This window comes from Achromobacter sp. GD03932 (assembly GCF_029839485.1).
Taxonomy (GTDB): domain Bacteria; phylum Pseudomonadota; class Gammaproteobacteria; order Burkholderiales; family Burkholderiaceae_B; genus Achromobacter; species Achromobacter bronchisepticus_A.
In genome coordinates this window covers 76451-91593 of the sequence record NZ_JAOCAT010000004.1, presented here as the reverse complement: position 1 = coordinate 91593, position 15143 = coordinate 76451, and the positions used below count along the sequence as shown (strand labels likewise).

The following is a 15143-nucleotide window of genomic DNA, read 5'->3' as shown; positions in this document are numbered from 1 at the left end:
GCGGGTGCGTGACGCGGTGGCTTCAGCCCGCGCAGGGTTCGAAAACCTGATCCGGCGGGAACACCTTGACGATGTCCATGACGTAGGCCGGCTGCGGCGGCTTGCCCGTGGCCACCACGCCCCACAGGCCGTTCTGCATGGCCTGGTGGTCACAGGCGCGCATGGTCTTCTTGCCTTCCACGGAGTTGGCGCGTTCGCTGGCGGCAAACGCCTCGACCCACTTTTCCTTGTCCCAGGTGCCGGTCTTGTCGACCACGTCCAGCCACCAGCTCATGCCGTCGTAGGCTTCGCCTGCGGCGGCCGAGGGGAACTCGTTGTATTTCTTGCGGAAAGCCTCGACGAAGGCCTTGTTGGCGTCGTTCTCGACGGTGAAGTGATATCTCACGCCCGATTGCACGCCGACCGCGGTGGGGCCGACGCCGGCTGCCATGGTCTCGTCGGCGATCACCGGACCGAAGATCTTGCGCGTCTTGCCGAGTTCGATCTGGCCGGCCTGCTTGACCATGGTGACGGCGTCCGAGCCCGTCATGAACAGCGCCACGCCGTCGGCGTTGGAGCGAGCGATCTTGTCGGCGATTGAGGAATAGTCGCGGTTGCCCAGCGGCGGGAAGTCGGCGCCCACGATCTCGATGCCGGCCTTCTCGGCTTCGCGCCGGTACCAGTCCCAGCTGTCGCGCGTGGCCTGGTAGTCGGCCGTCACGCCGTAGATGCGCTTGAGCTTCTGCTCCTTGGAGTAGGCCAGCGCCATGCGCTGCTCCATGCCCAGCGTGTTGGAGGTGCGGAAGGTGTAGCGCGAGCCGCCCGGCACCGTGATCTTGTCGTCGGCCGACATGGTGACCAGATGGGGAATCTTGCGCTGCTTGGCGATGTTCATGATGGCCAGCGTGCTGGCCGAGCTGACCGCGCCGAAGATCATCTGCGATCCATCGGAGATCAGGCGGGTGGTTTTCTGTACCGCGGGCTGCGGCTTGGTTTCATCGTCTTCCCAGGTGACCTGGATGGGCTTGCCCAGCACCTTGCCGCCGCGCTGCTCGATGGCGATGGTGACGCCCTTGCGCATGTCTTCGCCAAAGATGCCGTAGGTCCCCGACAGCGAGACCACGCCGCCGATCTTGAACGTGTCGGGATCGGCGGCGCGCGCCCCTGTCGCATACAGGGCGCACAGCGCCAGCGCGCCGCAGGCGGCGTGACTCCATGTCTTCATTTTTGTCTCCACGTATTTTTCATTATGGCTCGTAATGTTTTACGTAGCTCAGTTGAAATACTACGTTTTGGACTGTGATGTGAAAAATTGGGGAATACCCGAGCGCCCAGACAAAAAAACCGCCCCGAGGCGGCTAGCGCCTGGGGCGGTTTGGGGTGGAGGCCGGCTTGCGGTCAGCGCTGGCGCGCCTTGGTCTGCTCCAGCGCCGACTGCACCATGCCTTCGACCAGCGGAATGACCTTGTCCGCCAGCTCGGGCCGATAGCCGTAGGGATGCGTTTCGTCCATGTAGGTGGACTGGCACATTTCCAGCTGGATGGCGTGAACGTTGTCGGCGGGCTTGCCGTAGTGGCGTGTGATGTAGCCGCCCTTGAAGCGGCCGTTCACCGCCCAGGTGTAGGCGGTGTTTTCGCGCAGCCGCTCTTCGACTGGCGCCAGGATGTCGGGCGCGCAGGCCGCGCCGTCGGCGGTGCCGATGTTCAGGTCGGGCAGCTTGCCTTCGAACAGGCGCGGCAGCACGCTGGCGATCGAGTGCGCTTCCCACAGCAGCACGGTGCCGTGCTCGGCCTTGATGCGGTCGATTTCCTCGCACAGCTTGGCGTGGTAGGGCTTCCAGTAGGTCTGCAGCCGGTGCTCGCGTTCCGCGTCGGTCAGGACGGCCGCGTTGCGGTAGAGGGCGTCGCCGCGGAAAGTCTGGGTCGGGCACAGACCGGTCTTGGTCTGGCCGGGATACAGGCTTTCATCGTTGGGCGGACGGTTCAGGTCCACCACGTAGCGCGAATAGCGCGCGCCAATGACGGACGCGCCCAGCGTCTCGGCGAACTTGTACAGCGTGTCCAGGTGCCAGTCGGTGTCGCCCGACTGCAGCCCCAGCGGCGTCATCTGCGCGCGCTGCGCGTCGGGGATCATGCTGCCCAGGTGGGGAATGGAGATCAGCAGCGGCGCCGTGCCGCGGCTGAATTGGTAGATATCGCTCAAGTAAAACTCCGGGGGAAATGGCGGGGCGCAGGCAAGGGCATGCCTGGCAGCGTCCCTGGGTATCCGGTATTGCGCCCGGCGGGGCAATGCCGGCAATCATAGTGGATCGGGCGCATGCCTAAGGCCGCGGCGGCGCGGCGTCGCCGGCCCACGGCGCGCCGCCGCGCCATCTGTCGGCGATGGCGTCGATCAGGACGCGCACCTTGGGCGCCAGATGGCGGCGGTGCGGATAGACCGCGCACACCGGCGCGCCAGGTGGAGCTACGGATTCCAGCACCGGCGCGAGCCGGCCGGCGCGCAAGTCCTCGCCCACCAGGAAGGCGCCCAATTGGACGATGCCTTCGCCCGCCAGCGCGGCGTCGCGCAGCGCTTCGGTGTTGCCCAGCCGCAGGCGTCCAGCGACATGCACGCTGCGTTCCTGGCCGTTGACGGCAAAGCGCCAGGGGACCAGCGCGCCGGCATGGGTGTAGGCCAGGGTGTGGTGGCCGGCCAGGTCGTCCGGGCTGGCCGGCACGCCATGGCGGTCCAGGTAGCCGGGGGCGGCGCAGGTGATCAGGCGGTGCGGCGCCAGCACGCGGCGCACCAGCCGGCTGTCGGTTTCGCCGCCGATGCGGATGGCGACGTCCACGCCGTCGCGCACCAGGTCGATGTAGTCATCCGAAAAGCTGACGTCCGCCTCGACTTCGGGCCAATCGCGCAGGTACTCGCGCAGCAGCGGCATGATGTGCAGCCGCCCCAGCGATACCGGCAGGTCGATGCGCAGCCGGCCGCGCGGCGCCTGCTTGCGGCTGGCCATGGCGTCGGTGGCGTTGTCGACCTCGGACAGGATGCGCTGCGCGTGTTCGTAGAAGACGCGGCCCTCATCGCTGAGGCTGACGCTGCGCGTGCTGCGATGGAGCAGCCGGGCGCCCAGGCCCAGTTCCAGGCGCGCGATGCACTTGCCGACGGCCGAACGCGACAGGCCAAGCTTTTCGGCCGCGGCGGTAAAGCTCTGCGTGTCAGCCACGCGCACGAATGCGAGCAGGTCGCCGATGTGATCCAACCGGGCGGCCGGGTAGGATGAATTGCGCACGATTCGTCCCTTGTGTTTATTGATATTCCTACTTTATCAGCGAAATGGAAACAGTAGACTGCCTAGGGGTCGGCCCGGCAAGGGCCTTATTGGAACCCCTGATCATGACCCGCGGCATTTCCCCTGAAGACCACGCCTTCGCTGGCGCTTCGTGTACCGAACCCATGCCCGAGCGCGCCGGCTGGCGCGCGTGGCTGGGCGTGATCGCCGTGGGCCTGGCGACCTTTTGCGTGGTCACGACCGAAATGCTGCCGGTCGGGCTGTTCGTGCCCATCACCGCGGCGCTGGACGTTTCGGTGGGCATGGGCGGCTTCATGCTGTTCGTGCCCGCCATCCTGGCGGCGCTGTTCGCGCCGCTGGTCGTCATCGGCGCAAAGGGGGCGGACCGCCGCGTGATCCTTGGCGGTCTGCTGGCGTTGCTGGTCTGCGCCAACGCGGCCAGCGCCTGGGCGCCCAGCATGCCTTGGTTCCTGGCGGCGCGGGTGCTGGTGGGCTTTTGCATCGGCGGCGTCTGGGCGATCGCTGGCGGACTGGCGGGCCGGCTGGTCGGGCCGGGCTCGGTGGGATTGGCCACGTCCGTCATTTTCGGCGGCGTCGCGGTGGCGTCCGTGCTGGGCGTGCCCCTGGGCGCCTTCATCGGCGAACTGGCCGGCTGGCGCGCGGCCTTCGGCGCCATGGCGGCGCTGTGCGCGGCCGTGCTGCTGCTGAATCTGCTCAGCCTGCCGCCGTTGCCCGCGGCGCGCACGCTGCGTCCGCGCCAACTGGTGTCGCAATTGGCCAATCCGAGCTTGCGGCGGGGTCTCCTGATCACGCTGTTCCTGGTCGCGGGCCATTTCATGGCCTACACCTTCGTTCGTCCGCTGCTGCAGATCCACGCGGCGTTCGGCCAGAACTGGATCGGACCGCTGCTTTTCGCCTACGGCGCGGCAGGCGTGGCGGGCAACTTCCTGGGCGGGGCCGCGGCCGCCAGGCGGCCGGCCGCGACGCTGCTGCTGATCGCGCTCAGCCTGCTGGTGGTCTTGCTGCTGCTGGGCGTACTGGGGCAACTGCGCCCGGCCGCCGCGGCCTTGCTCTTGCTGTGGGGCTTGGCCTATGGCGCGGTGTCGGTGTCGCTGCAAACCTGGATGATGAAGGCCGCGCCGGATGCCGTGGAAGCCGCCACCTCGCTGTTCGTCGCGGTGTTCAACCTGGGCATCGCGGCAGGTTCGCTGCTGGGCGTGCCCAGCGTGGACGCGCTGGGGCTGCGGACCAATCTGTGGCTGGCCGCGGCCTGCATGCTGTGGCCGGCGTTGATGCTGGCGCGGGCAGGGTGGGGCGAGTGGCGCGGCGGCTACGCGCGAAAGGCGCGCAACAGGGTGTCCACGCCGTAGCGGCAGGTAGCCAGATGCTCTTCGTTCGGGCCTTCGGCGCGGCCGCCGGTCAGCCGCGCGTGCGACGCGATGCCGTCGATCAGGTTGCCCAGGGTGCGCGCCGCCTGGCGCGGATCGTCGATGCGCAGTTCTCCGCGATCGCATGCCCGTTTCAGGCACTGTTCCAGGGGCGCATGCAGCTGTACTTCCACCGCCAGCCGCAGGGATTCGGCCAGGTGCGGCAGGCGATGCGATTCCGAGACGATCAGGCGGTAGAGCGCGGCCGATTTGGGTAGCAGGGAGTAGTTCAAGAGGCGTCGCGACAGCTCGTGCAGGGCGGGGCCGACGGGCTGGTCCAGCATGGTGTCCGGGAATACCGTCGCGCGCATGTCGTTCAATTCATGCTCCAGCACCGCGACCAGCAACCCCTCCTTGTTGCCGAACAACTGGTAGGCGGTGGCCGCCGATCCGCCGGCCTGCCGCACGATGCTCTGGATGGAGGTTTGCGCGTAGCCGTGCTCCAGCAGTGACTGTGTCGCGGCTTCGAGCAGGCGCTCGCGGCGCGCCTCGCCCCGGCTGGTCAGCGCGCGCGGCGCCGTATCGTCTGGAATCGTGTTCACTTCATTCCCATGGCCGCGTGTCGGTCGCGGACTCTCTAGCGCCACGCGGGTGCCTGGCTAAAAATGTGTAATGTATAGTACATTACGCACTTGACTTCATTCAAGCAGCTGTGACCCGCCGCAACGGCGTCGCCTGCAGCGCTCATCACCATGATCGACGACCTGGTTCAATTGGGAAAACTGGTCAGCCTGGGGCTGGCCTTGATGCTGCCCCTGGCCAACCCCCTGACCTCCATGACATTGCTGCTGTCCCTGGGCCAGCAGATTCCCTATAAAGAGCGAGAACGCCAGGTCACGCAGGCCGCCTTTTACGTGGTTGGCATCATGCTGGTCACCTACTACGCCGGCGCCTGGATCATGCATACCTTCGGCATTTCGGTTCCGGGGCTGCGCATCGCGGGCGGGCTGATCGTAGCCAGCATCGGCTTCAGCATGGTGTTCCCGTCCGCGCCGTCGACCGCCTCCGAGGCCGACGTGGCTGACGCCCAGGCCAACCGGCAGACGCCCAACATCGCCTTCGTGCCGCTGGCGATGCCGGGCACGGCGGGTCCGGGCTCCATCGCCATGATCATCAGCGGCGCGGCAACCCTCGATGCCTCGGTGACGCAGACCTATGCGCCCTGGGTGATGGCGGTGACACCCATCCTGGTGTTCTCCCTGCTTGGCCTGTTGTTCTGGATTTGCCTGCGGTCGGCGGGCCGCATCGTGGCCGTGATCGGCCAGGGCGGGGTGGAGGCCATCTCCCGCATCATGGGCTTCCTGCTCGTGTGCATGGCGGTGCAGTTCGTGATCAACGGCGTTCTGGAAATCGTGCAACAGCATGGCGGCATCTAATCGGGCCCGGCGCGGCTGCCTGGCGATTGCCGGGCGCGTCATCTTCAGCCTTGTTCTCATTCTGTCCGCGCTGTGGGGCGGCCTGGCCCTGGCCTACCGCTTGCCGGGCGGCGCGGTAGTGCAAGGCGCGGCGGCGCTGGCCTGGGCCGGGTTGTGCCTGTACGCGGCCATCGCGCTGTGGCGCGGGCGCGCGCGGCGCGCCGCCTGGACCTGGCTGGTCGGCATGGCCGCGCTATGCGTCTGGTGGCAGACACTGGCCCCGTCCAACGACCGCATCTGGGCCGACGACGTGGCGCGCACGCTGCGCGGCAGCGTCTCCGGATCCATCGTCACCTTGGACAGCGTGCGCAATTTCGATTGGCAGGCCGATACCGACACGCGCTACACGGCGCGCTGGGAAAGCCAGCAATACAACCTGAACGAGCTGGTTTCCGTAGACATGGTCCTGTCGTACTGGGGCAGCCCGGCCATCGCCCATACGCTGGTCTCCTTCGGCTTCACCGACGGCCGCCACGTCGTGTTCTCGGTCGAGATCCGCAAGGAGCGCGGCGAACAGTTTTCCGAGGTCGGCGGCTTCTTCAAGCAGTTCGAACTGAGCGTGATCGCAGCGCAGGAGCGCGACATCCTCTACGTGCGAGCCGGGCCGCGCGCCGAACGCGTGTACCTGTATCCCGTCGACATGCCCGTGGCCGCCATGCGTGAACTGTTCCTGTCCTATGTGCGTACCGCCAACGAGCTGGCCGACGCGCCGCGCTTCTATCACACGGTGACGGCCAACTGCACGACGCTGGTCTACAGCATGGTGCGCGCCATCGTGCCGGGCCTGCCAATGGACTACCGCATCCTCCTGTCGGGCTACCTGCCGGAATACCTCTACGAACAAGGGGGGCTGGATACCAGCAAGCCTCTGGCCCAGTTGCGCGAACAAGCCTACCTCGGCAAGCCCGCCTTGCCCGGTCCGGATCCGGTTGAGTTCTCGCGCGCCATCCGCCAACCGCCCGCCGCCGGGGCCGCGCAATGAGTGGAATCTGGACGGCCGGCGCGAAGGGCTGCGCGATCTTGGCCCTGCTGGCGTGCGCCGGCTGCGCAGGCGTCAAGGTATCGTCTGTCAGCACCCAGGATTACATCGCCCAGCGCCGCGGCGACGTGCTCACCACCGGCCAGCTGAGCGCGTCCGCGCGCGAGTCCATGGCCGTGCTGGGCCTGAACGCGCAGGAATGCCGCAAGGACCGCGACGCCTGCACCCATGCGCTTGCCACCATGGATGGACTGGACAGCGAACGGCGCCTCTCCACGCTGTCCGAAGTCTGGCTGATGGAGGCGCTGGCCACGGAAAAACAGCGCCCCGACAGCCAGGCCGGCCAGGACGAGCTGCTGGACGCCTATCTGCAGACGGCGCGGGCCGCCTACGCCTATCTGTTCTTCACGCAGCGCTCGCCCAGCGACCGCGCCTTCGAGGACCGCCAGACGCAGGTGCGCGACTATTACAACTACGCGGTGCAACAGGCCGTCACGCGCCTGTTCGAGCAGCATCGCGGCCGTCCGCCGGAGCCCGGGGCCAGCATGGCGGCGGGGCCCTGGCAGGTGGTGGGCGAGATGTCCGACGTCAAACTGCCCGGCGGCAAGCAGTTTCCGCACGAACTGGTGCCCGCGGCGAACTTGACCTTCCGCGGGCTGCGCAGCATGTACCGGCGCGACGGCTTCGGCGCCGAACTGGTGGCGGTCACGGCGCGCCGCGTGAACGATGCCGACACCTTCAAGACGCCGTACAGCGAAACGCCGTTTCCCGCCGTGACCGTCATCATGGGCTTTCCCGGCGATACGCTGGAACAGGTCATGGCCACGCAAAACGCGACCCTGGCAGCCTACGACCCCTACAAGCGGGACACGGTGGAACTGGCCGGCACGACGGTGCCGCTGGCCGCCAACTTCACCTCCGGCTACGGCTTGTGGCTGGCGCGCTCGGGCTTCGCCACCCAGGCGCTGCGCAACGTGCTGGGCAATGAAGAGGGCATCGACGCGCCGCACGTCTATCTGTTGCAGCCCTACGACCCGGACCGGCGCACGGTCGTCATGCTGCACGGCCTGGCCAGCAGCCCCGAGGCCTGGATCAACGTCGCCAACGAAGTGCTGGGCGACGAAACCCTGCGCCAGAATTACCAGATCTGGCAGGTTTATTACCCGACCAACGCGCCGCTGGCGCTGAACAACCGCGCCATCCGCGACGCGCTGCGCCAGACGATCGGGCATTTCGATCCCATGGGCGCGGCGCAGGCTTCGCGCGACGCCGTCATCATCGGGCACAGCATGGGCGGCGTATTGAGCCGGTTGCTGGTATCCTCCTCCGGCACCGTGCTGTGGGATGCGCTGCGCGACCACGCCAAGCTGGACGATGCCCGCCTGGCCCAGGCGCGCGCCGAATTCGATCCGGTGTTGAGCTTCGAGGCGTTTCCCGGTATTTCACGCGCGGTGTTCATCGCGGCGCCGCACCGGGGCACGCCCTTTGCCGAGAACACTTTGTCGCGTTGGCTGTCCAACCTGATCACGCTGCCCGTGACCGTAGTCAGGCAGTTCGCCAAGCTCAACAGGCTGGCCGACGGCGATGGGCCGGCCCGCGAATCCTCGATCCGGATATCCAATGGCGTGGACAACCTGAGCGAAAAGGACCAATTTGTGAGACTGACCGCGTCCATGCCGATTTCGCCGGCGGTGCGTTACCACAGCATCATCGCGAACAACACGCCCGGCATCCCGCTGGCGGATTCGGATGACGGCCTGGTCCCGTACCGCAGCGCGCATCTGGACGGGGCCGAATCCGAGAAGATCATCGACTTCTCGCATAGCGTGCAGGAGACGCCGCAGGCGATCCTGGAGCTCAGGCGCATTTTGCGGCTGCAGCTGGAACAGGGGGCGCGCTGATGCACGGGTTATTGTTCGGCCTGCTGGGCGCTGCCGCTGGTATCTTGATCGCGGCGTTATTGCGCCAGCCGGGCGTGCTGCTCTATGACTGGATCGCGACGCGCGCGGCGGCCAGGCGTCAGGCCGTCCTGCGCAAACGCCAAGCCCTGATCGTCGAGGCGGCGGCGCGCGATGCCGCGAAGGCCAAGCGCGGCCGGCCGCCTGTCACGCAAGCCGGATAACCCTGAGCGGCGCGCCGAGATGGCCCGCCGGGGACGGCCGCGCCGGCCTATCGGGATCCCAGTCCCAGGTGCCCGCGCAGCGTGCTGTGTTGGTACTCGGTGCGGAACAAGCCCCGGCGTTGCAGCACCGGAATCACGTGCTCGACGAAATCATCGATCCCCCCGGGCAGGGAAGGCGGCATCAGATTGAAGCCATCGGCGCCTTCGTTGCGGTACCAATGCTCCATCCGGTCGGCGATCTGTTCGGGCGTGCCCACCATGGTGCAGTGGCCGCCGCCGGCCGCCAGCCGTCCGAGCAACTGGCGCACGGTGGGCTTTTCGGTTTCGATGATGCGCAGGATGGTCGCGTAGCGGCCCTTGGGGCCGGTGAATTCCGCCAGGGGCGGCAGAGCCGGCACGGGCGCGTCCAGCTCCCAGGCGGAGCAGTCCTGCAGCACGAACATGCCCAGCTGGCGCAGCGAAGCGTCGCTGGGCAGCAACACGTCGAGCTCGCGCTGCTTGGCCCGGGCCTCGGCCTCGGTTGAACCCACGTAGGTGACCAGGCCCGGCATGATCGGTACGAAATCCTGGCGTCCGGCGGCCAGCACGCGCCGCTTGATGTCGCGGTAGTAGGCTTGCGCAGCGGGCAGGTCGTAGGCGACGGCGTAGATCGCTTCGGCGCGCCGGGCGGCCAGATCGCGCCCCTGGTCCGAGGCGCCGGCCTGGAACAGCACCGGGCGGCCTTGCGGCGGACGCGGCACCGTCAGGGGGCCATCCACCAGGAAATGCTCGCCGTGATGGCCGATCTTGTGCACGCGCGCGGGCACGCCGTAGTCGCCGGCGCGGTCGATGGCCAGGGCATCCGCGTCCCACGAGTCAAACAGCTTCAAGGCGACGTCGACGAATTCCTCGGCGCGCGCATAGCGCCAGTCATGCCCCGGCATGGACTCGTAGCCATGATTGCGCGCTTCCGCGTCGAACATGGACGTGACTACGTTCCAGCCCATCCGACCGCCCGAAATATGGTCCAGCGAGGCCACCATGCGGGCCGCGTGAAAGGGCGTGAAGAAGGTGCTGGAGACCGTACTGATCAGGCCGATGCGGGAGGTGGCGCGCGCGATCGCGGCCATGGCGGTCAGCGGTTCCAGGTGCCAGCGCGGGCCGTCGCCGATGTTGTCGACCGATTGCCCATCGGCAAAGAAGATGGCGTCCAGCTTGCCGCGTTCGGCGGTGCGCGCCAGTTCTTCGTAATAGGCGATGTCGCCCAGCCGCTCGGCGGCCGAGTCCGGATGGCGCCAGGCGGCGCGGTGGTGGCCGCAGCCGAAAATGAACAGGTTCAGATGCAGCATGGCGATCCGGCCCGGACAGGGGCGGTAAAAGGCGCGATAGGCATGGTCAGGCTCTACGATTGCAGCGGCGGACAGGAAAACGGCCGCCGCACGCGGGCGAACTTAGCACAAAAGCCGCTGGCGGGCGTCCGCGCCCGGCGCGTTGACATTGGCGTGCCGCTCTCCTAATCTTGCGGCAATTCCTGGGGGAGCCCTGCAAGGGCTGAGATTCCGCGACATCGCGGTAACCCTTTGAACCTGATCCGGGTAATGCCGGCGAAGGGAAGGACATCGCGCAGTCCGCGCGCCCTCCCTAGACTTTCATTCATCTTGCGGCCTGCGTACCAGCGGGGCCGCCGCGTTGCGCGTCCGGCTACCCGCCGGCAGCGGGAGGACCGAAACCCATGTTGACCCAATCCACCGCCCTGATGTGGCTGTTGCTGTTTTCGGGCGGCTTTGCCGTGGCCAGCGTGCTGTACACGCGCCGCAAGCGCGGCACGCTGGAGGACTACATCGTCGCCCGCAACAGCCAGGGCGCCTTCGGCACCATCCTGACGCTGATGGCTTCGACCCTGGGCGCGTGGATCCTGTTCTCGCCCGCGCAGGCTGCCACCTGGGGCGGCCTGGCGGCGGTGATCGGCTACGCGCTGGGATCGATGTCGCCGCGCCTGGTCATGATTCCGCTGGGACGGCGCATGCGCGAACTGATTCCCCACGGACACACCCTGACGGAGTTCCTGATGGCCCGCTACGGCCGGCCCATGTACGGCCTGGCGCTGTTCATCATGCTGTTTTATCTCTTCATTGCCCTGTCGGCCGAAGTCACGGCGATCGCCAAGCTGGTCACCATGCTGGCGCCCGTGCCGCTGTGGGCCACCGCCGCCATCGTGATGGGCACCACCTTGCTCTACACCACCTACGGCGGCCTGCGCTCGTCGATCTTCACCGACCAGGTGCAGATGATGGTGATCGTGCCCCTGCTGGTGATTCTGTGCGTGGTCGGCTGGCAGGCCGCGGGCGGCGCCATGCCCACCATCGAAGCGCTGCAGGCCAAGGCGCCGCAGCTGCTGGACCTGACCGATCCGGTGGGCATCAAGGCGGGGCTGACCTTTTTCGTCGCCATCCTGCTGACGGGGATTTTCCACCAGGGCAACTGGCAGCGCATCTATGCCGCCCGCGATGCCCGCTCCATGCGCAACGGCTTCCTGCTGGGCGGCCTGCTGGTCGCGCCCTTCATCTTCCTCATGGGACTGTTCGGCCTGGCCTTCGTCGGCCTGGCGCCCCAGGGCGACAGCTCCATCGCGCTCTTCAGCGTCATCATGCCGCATGCGCCGGCGTGGTTCGTGATCGCGTTGATTCCCTTGGGGCTGTCGCTGGTCATGAGCACCGCCGACACGGCGATCAGCGCCGTCTCCAGCATCATCGCGGTCGACATGCGCCGCCTGATGCCCAACGCCAGTTCCATGACCATGAAGCGCCTGGCGCGCTGGCTGGTGCTGTTGATGGCCATTCCGGTCATGATCGTGGCCTCGCAGGGCTACAGCGTGCTGTACCTGTTCCTGCTGGCCGACCTGCTGTGCTCCGCCGCCGCCTTTCCGGTGTTCTATGGATTGTTCAGCCGCAAGCACGACGGCCTCACCGCCACTGTCGCGACCCTCTCCGGCTTGGCGGCAGGCCTGTTCTACTTCCCGGCGCCGGGTGACAAGCCCTCGTTCCTGCTGGAGTCCTTCCTGCTGGCGGCGGTGGTGCCGGTGGTGACGACGGTGCTGATGCGATGCCTGCTGCGCGGCCGCAAGGAGTTCGATTTCTCGACCCTGAGCGCGGCGGTGCGCAGGCTGGATCGGGACCCGGCGTGAGCAGCGGGCCGGCCGCGTGACGCCCCTGCCGGGGCGTCGCGCAGCCTTTATGGCGCGCGCAGCGCCTTCTTGTCCACCTTGTTGGCGCCCGTGTAGGGCAGGGCGTCGAGTATGCAGACGACCGCCGGCACCTTGTAGCGCGCCAGGTTCGACTGGCAGTGCGCGATCAGCCCGGCCTCGTCGATTGCCGCGCCCGGCCGCAGGACGACGAAGGCGCGGATGACCTCGCCGCGATAGCTGTCCGGCCAACCCACCGCGGCGGCTTCGGCCACGTCCGGATGCAGGTACAGCACCTCGTCGATCTCGCGCGGGTAGACGTTGTAGCCGCCGGAAATCACCAGATCCTTTTTGCGGTCGCGGATGTACAGGAAACCGTCCTCCGCGAACTCGCCGATATCGCCCGTATAGAGCCAGCCGTCGCGCAGGGTTTCAGCGGTGGCGTCCGGCCTGGCCAGATAGCCTTGCATGATCTGTGGCCCACGCGCGCGGATTTCGCCGCGCTGGCCGGGCGGCAGCACGACCGTGCCTGATTCCAGGTCGACCACCTGCACCTCGGTGCCGGCCACGGGCGTGCCGACCGAACCATGGCGGGCGCCGGCCGGGCCGTTGTAGGTGAGGATGGGGCCCGCTTCAGTCTGGCCGTAGCCCTCGTAGATCGGCGCGCCTACCGCAGCTTCCCAGCGCCGGTGCACTTCTTCGGCCAGCGGGGCGGATCCGGAATAGCAGACGCGCACGCTGGACCAGTCGGTGGCCGCGAAGCGCGGGTGCGACAGCAAGCCGGTGTAGATGGTGGGGCTGCCGGGAAACAACGTAATGCGCTCGCGCTCTACGGTGTCGCAGACGTCGTCGGGCCGGTAACGCGGCAGCACCACCAGCGTGGCCGCGGCGCTGGCGGCCAGGAACAGGCCCATGGCCATGCCGTAGGAATGGAACAGCGGCATGGCGCAAAGCACGCTGTCGGCGCCGTAGCGGGTGGGCAGGGCCAATTCGCGCTGCAGCACATTGGTGGCGATGGCGTCGCGTCCGAGGATCACGCCCTTGGGGTGTCCGGTCGTGCCGCCGGTGTATTGCAGCAAGGCCGGCGCCTGGGCGTCGGCATCGCCCAGCGGCGCATCGTCCAGGCCTGGCTCCGGCTTCAGCCACTCACGGGCCTCGTCTTCGGCGACCAACGGGATGCCCAGCGCCGCGGCCAGCGACGCCGCGACGGCCGCCGATGCCGCGTCCGCAATCAGCAGAGCGGGCTGCGCGTCGCGCAGGATGAACTCCAGTTCGCGCGCGGTATACAGCGGATTGAGCGGCACATGCTGGTTGCCGGAGCACTGCAGCGCCAGCGTCACCACGCAGGCCAGGTCCGAATTGCCCAGCAGCGTTGCGATGCGCGCGCCGCAAGGCGCGTGGACGCGCAGATGGCGGGCCGTCGCCCAGACTTCGGCGGCGTAACGCCGGTAATCGACGCGACGTGTGCCGCAAACCAGGGCCGTGCGTTCGGGCCAGTCGCGCGCCGCGCGGGCCAGCAGGGCGGGAATGCGCAGGACGCCTTCAAGGCTGGATTGGCTCATCGTGCCGCTCCGCCAGCGTCCACGCGCAAGACCACGGCCATCGCGCTGTCGCCGGCCGCGCAGCCCGTGAACAGGCCCAGGCCGCCGCCACGCTCGGCCAGTTCTTCGATGAGCTCGATGACGGACCGAAGGCCGGTCGGGCTTTGGGGATGGCCCCACACGAGCGAGCAGCCATAGTTGTTCATGGCCATGACGTCGAACCCCGTGGCGCGCGCCAGCGCAATGTCCGAGACCACGAAGGGGTTGTGCGTCTTCACCGCATGCAGGTCGGACACGGCCAGGTTGGCGCGTTGCAGCGCGTGGCCGGCGGCTTCGATCGGCGCCTGCGGCATGTAGCCCTTTTCGGTGCGCGACTGGCCGAAGCCCAGAATCTCGATGCCGATCTCGGGGCGGCGCGACAACTCACGCGCACGCGCGGCGGTTGCCAGAACCATGCCCGCGTTGCCGTCGGCCGGATGCGTCTGCCCGCCATAGGTGATGGTGCCGCCGGGCAGCACGGGCGCCAGGCGCGCCAGACCCGCTTCTGTGGTGGCATGGATGCCTTCGTCGCCTTCCAGCACCGATGCGATTTTGGCGTAGCGCGGGTCGGGCACCTCGAAGGGCAGCGTCATGTAACGCTGTTGGAACCGGCGACCGCCGGCGCAGGCCTGCGCGTATTGCTCGTAGCGACGCAGCGTGACGGCATTCTGTTCGTCCGTGGAGATGCCATGGCGCTCGGCCACGCGCTCGCCGGTCTGCAGCATGGACAGGCCGCTCCAGGGGTCGTGCGAAAAATTGTCCAACACCCAGTTTTCATGCGCGCCGGAGCCGCCGGGGCCGGCGGGATCGGGATGGTAGAGCTGCGGGCCGTTGGACACGCGGTCGGCCATGAGTACCAGCGAGGTTTCGGCGTTGCCGAGCATGAGTTCGGCCGAGGCCGCGGCCAGGCCCCGCACCGAGGTGGCGCAAGCCTGCGAGACCACCGGCCCCGCCAGATGGGGCGCGCCAAGCATGCCGGCCACCCAGGGCAGGCCGTAGAACGAGCCCTGCTGCGGCACCGAGCAGCCCAGCACCGCGCTTTGCAGCGCCGCGGGCGAGATGCCGCGGCGCTCCAGTTCACGGCTCGCGGTCCAGGCCGCGAAACGCAGGCTGTGCAGGCGCGACAGGCTGCCCTGCCAGCGCGAGAATGGGGTGCTCCAATACACGCCATAGGGAATGTGTACGCCGGTCATGCGGACTCCTGTTG

The 15143-nt window shown here is 67.8% G+C and carries 13 protein-coding genes and 1 riboswitch; of the genes, 6 read left to right on the top strand and 7 right to left on the bottom strand.

Translation table 11 applies throughout. The features are described 5' to 3' along the window. Positions 1 to 22: 22 nt before the first annotated feature. The 3 genes from N5C88_RS05195 to N5C88_RS05185 form a co-directional block, all read right to left on the bottom strand. Positions 23 to 1204: an ABC transporter substrate-binding protein gene (locus tag N5C88_RS05195; RefSeq protein ID WP_118933009.1), complete on the bottom strand. Its 1182-nt coding sequence runs from the start codon at positions 1202 to 1204 to the stop codon at positions 23 to 25. A 173-nt stretch (positions 1205 to 1377) separates the two neighbouring features. Further along, complete coding sequence (gene hutG / locus N5C88_RS05190) at positions 1378 to 2181, bottom strand: N-formylglutamate deformylase (protein ID WP_118933010.1); 804 nt, start codon at positions 2179 to 2181, stop codon at positions 1378 to 1380. Between the two features lie 118 nt (positions 2182 to 2299). Beyond that, entirely contained in the window at positions 2300 to 3253 is a 954-nt protein-coding gene (locus N5C88_RS05185) for a LysR family transcriptional regulator (RefSeq protein WP_280014878.1), read from the bottom strand. Positions 3254 to 3357: 104 nt separating this feature from the next. On the opposite strand from N5C88_RS05185, the gene N5C88_RS05180 reads away from it, so the two are divergent. Continuing rightward, positions 3358 to 4623 (top strand): MFS transporter, encoded by a 1266-nt coding sequence (locus N5C88_RS05180; protein WP_280014877.1) that lies wholly within the window; start codon positions 3358 to 3360, stop codon positions 4621 to 4623. On the opposite strand, the gene N5C88_RS05175 is transcribed toward N5C88_RS05180, so the two are convergent. After that, a complete protein-coding gene (locus N5C88_RS05175; RefSeq protein ID WP_059374210.1) occupies positions 4584 to 5222 on the bottom strand; it encodes a TetR/AcrR family transcriptional regulator in 639 nt (212 codons plus the stop codon). The genes N5C88_RS05180 and N5C88_RS05175 overlap by 40 nt on opposite strands. A 150-nt stretch (positions 5223 to 5372) precedes the next feature. Here N5C88_RS05175 and N5C88_RS05170 point away from each other — a divergent pair, with 150 nt between their 5' ends. From N5C88_RS05170 to N5C88_RS05155, 4 genes are read left to right on the top strand one after another with little or no spacing between them, the layout of a single operon-like run. Further along, positions 5373 to 6056, top strand: a complete 684-nt coding sequence (locus N5C88_RS05170; RefSeq protein WP_280014875.1) for a MarC family NAAT transporter — start codon at positions 5373 to 5375, stop codon at positions 6054 to 6056. Next, complete coding sequence (locus tag N5C88_RS05165) at positions 6043 to 7077, top strand: DUF4105 domain-containing protein (RefSeq protein ID WP_280014874.1); 1035 nt, start codon at positions 6043 to 6045, stop codon at positions 7075 to 7077. The genes N5C88_RS05170 and N5C88_RS05165 overlap by 14 nt, the downstream gene beginning before the upstream one ends. Then, on the top strand, positions 7074 to 8975 hold the full coding sequence (locus tag N5C88_RS05160; RefSeq protein WP_280014873.1) for an alpha/beta fold hydrolase: 1902 nt from the start codon (positions 7074 to 7076) through the stop codon (positions 8973 to 8975). Before N5C88_RS05165 ends, N5C88_RS05160 begins: the two co-directional genes overlap by 4 nt. A gap of 11 nt (positions 8976 to 8986) precedes the next feature. Continuing rightward, positions 8987 to 9196 (top strand): hypothetical protein, encoded by a 210-nt coding sequence (locus N5C88_RS05155; protein WP_118933015.1) that lies wholly within the window; start codon positions 8987 to 8989, stop codon positions 9194 to 9196. 47 nt (positions 9197 to 9243) lie between these two features. Here N5C88_RS05155 and N5C88_RS05150 read toward each other — a convergent pair whose 3' ends face one another. Beyond that, complete coding sequence (locus tag N5C88_RS05150; RefSeq protein WP_059374215.1) at positions 9244 to 10524, bottom strand: LLM class flavin-dependent oxidoreductase; 1281 nt, start codon at positions 10522 to 10524, stop codon at positions 9244 to 9246. Between the two features lie 174 nt (positions 10525 to 10698). Further along, a riboswitch (TPP riboswitch) is annotated at positions 10699 to 10805 on the top strand. Positions 10806 to 10907: 102 nt separating this feature from the next. On the opposite strand from N5C88_RS05150, the gene N5C88_RS05145 reads away from it, so the two are divergent. Continuing rightward, the gene (locus tag N5C88_RS05145; protein ID WP_059374216.1) at positions 10908 to 12359 is read left to right on the top strand and encodes a sodium:solute symporter family protein; all 1452 of its coding nucleotides are present in this window, start codon (positions 10908 to 10910) and stop codon (positions 12357 to 12359) included. A 47-nt stretch (positions 12360 to 12406) separates the two neighbouring features. Here the strand turns inward: N5C88_RS05145 and N5C88_RS05140 are convergent, their stop codons facing one another. After that, a complete protein-coding gene (locus N5C88_RS05140) occupies positions 12407 to 13918 on the bottom strand; it encodes an AMP-binding protein (protein WP_280014872.1) in 1512 nt (503 codons plus the stop codon). Next, the gene (locus N5C88_RS05135; RefSeq protein WP_280014871.1) at positions 13915 to 15129 is read right to left on the bottom strand and encodes a thiolase family protein; all 1215 of its coding nucleotides are present in this window, start codon (positions 15127 to 15129) and stop codon (positions 13915 to 13917) included. Before N5C88_RS05135 ends, N5C88_RS05140 begins: the two co-directional genes overlap by 4 nt. Positions 15130 to 15143: the final 14 nt, after the last annotated feature.

Bases quoted from the DNA above. Each gene is read 5' to 3' on its own strand.
- N5C88_RS05195 (WP_118933009.1), bottom strand. From the start codon at position 1,204: ATGAAGACATGGAGTCACGCCGCCTGCGGCGCGCTGGCGCTGTGCGCC.
- N5C88_RS05180 (WP_280014877.1), top strand. From the start codon at position 3,358: ATGACCCGCGGCATTTCCCCTGAAGACCACGCCTTCGCTGGCGCTTCG.
- N5C88_RS05170 (WP_280014875.1), top strand. From the start codon at position 5,373: ATGATCGACGACCTGGTTCAATTGGGAAAACTGGTCAGCCTGGGGCTG.
- N5C88_RS05165 (WP_280014874.1), top strand. From the start codon at position 6,043: ATGGCGGCATCTAATCGGGCCCGGCGCGGCTGCCTGGCGATTGCCGGG.
- N5C88_RS05160 (WP_280014873.1), top strand. From the start codon at position 7,074: ATGAGTGGAATCTGGACGGCCGGCGCGAAGGGCTGCGCGATCTTGGCC.
- N5C88_RS05150 (WP_059374215.1), bottom strand. From the start codon at position 10,524: ATGCTGCATCTGAACCTGTTCATTTTCGGCTGCGGCCACCACCGCGCC.
- N5C88_RS05145 (WP_059374216.1), top strand. From the start codon at position 10,908: ATGTTGACCCAATCCACCGCCCTGATGTGGCTGTTGCTGTTTTCGGGC.
- N5C88_RS05140 (WP_280014872.1), bottom strand. From the start codon at position 13,918: ATGAGCCAATCCAGCCTTGAAGGCGTCCTGCGCATTCCCGCCCTGCTG.
- N5C88_RS05135 (WP_280014871.1), bottom strand. From the start codon at position 15,129: ATGACCGGCGTACACATTCCCTATGGCGTGTATTGGAGCACCCCATTC.